The sequence below is a fragment of the Streptomyces sp. NPDC006798 genome, assembly GCF_040635975.1.
GTDB lineage: Bacteria > Actinomycetota > Actinomycetes > Streptomycetales > Streptomycetaceae > Streptomyces.
Genome location: NZ_JBEYIS010000121.1, coordinates 1 through 1,080 on the forward strand (window position 1 = coordinate 1; position 1,080 = coordinate 1,080).

Sequence of the window (1,080 nt, forward strand, 5' to 3'; positions counted from 1 at the left end):
CCGATCCAGTAGCGCTTGCGGTCGAAGGCATACGTCGGCAACTCCACCCGACCCCCACCCGACACCGAACCCGGCGCCACACCCACCACAGCACCCCAGTCCACACCCACACCACCCACCCACGCCTCACCCAACGACCCCACAAACCGACCAGCACCACCCTCACCACGACGCAACGAACCCGACACCCCCACCAACCCACCCACACCCAACCCCTCCGCCACCGACAACACACCCTCCACCATCACCGGATGACACGACACCTCGACAAAATGCACCCGACCCCCCTCACCCAACACCGCACCCACCGCCTCATCAAAACGCACCCGCTCCCGCAAATTCCGATACCAATAACCACCCGACAACTCACCCCCACCCAACAACCCACCCGTCACCGTCGAATAAAACCCCACACCACCCCCATCACGACCCACAACACCCCCCAACACCCGCAACAACCCCTCCTCCACCACCTCCACATGACCACAATGCGACGCATAATCCACCGCCACCCGCCACCACCGAACACCCACCCCCTCACACACCTTCACAAACTCATCCAACGCCCCCACATCACCCGCCACCACCACCGACCCAGGACCATTCACCACCGCCACCGACAACCGACCCCCGAACCCCACCAACAACTCCTCCACACCACCAACCCCCAACCCCACCGACACCATCCCCCCACTCCCCGCCAACACCAACAACTCCCGCGACCGCAACACCACCACCCGCACCGCATCCTCCAACGACAACAACCCCGCCACACACGCCGCGGCAATCTCCCCCTGCGAATGACCCACCACCGCATCCGGCACCACACCACACGCACCCCACAACCCCGCCAACCCCACCATCACACCGAACAACACCGGCTGCACCACATCCACCCGATCCAACCCCGGCGCACCCTCCACCCCCCGCAACACATCAAACAAATCCCAATCCACCAACCCACCCAGAACCTCATTCACCTCAGCCAAACGCTCCGCGAACACCACCGACGAATCCAACAACCCCACAGCCATCCCCACCCACTGATGACCCTGCCCCGGAAACACAAACACCACCCGG

The 1,080-nt window shown here is 63.8% G+C and carries 1 protein-coding gene; it reads right to left on the minus strand.

The window, feature by feature from the left end; genetic code table 11:
* Positions 1–1,080, minus strand: a 1,080-nt coding sequence (locus ABZ714_RS34825) for an acyltransferase domain-containing protein (protein ID WP_358829381.1), incomplete at both ends; no start/stop codon positions are given.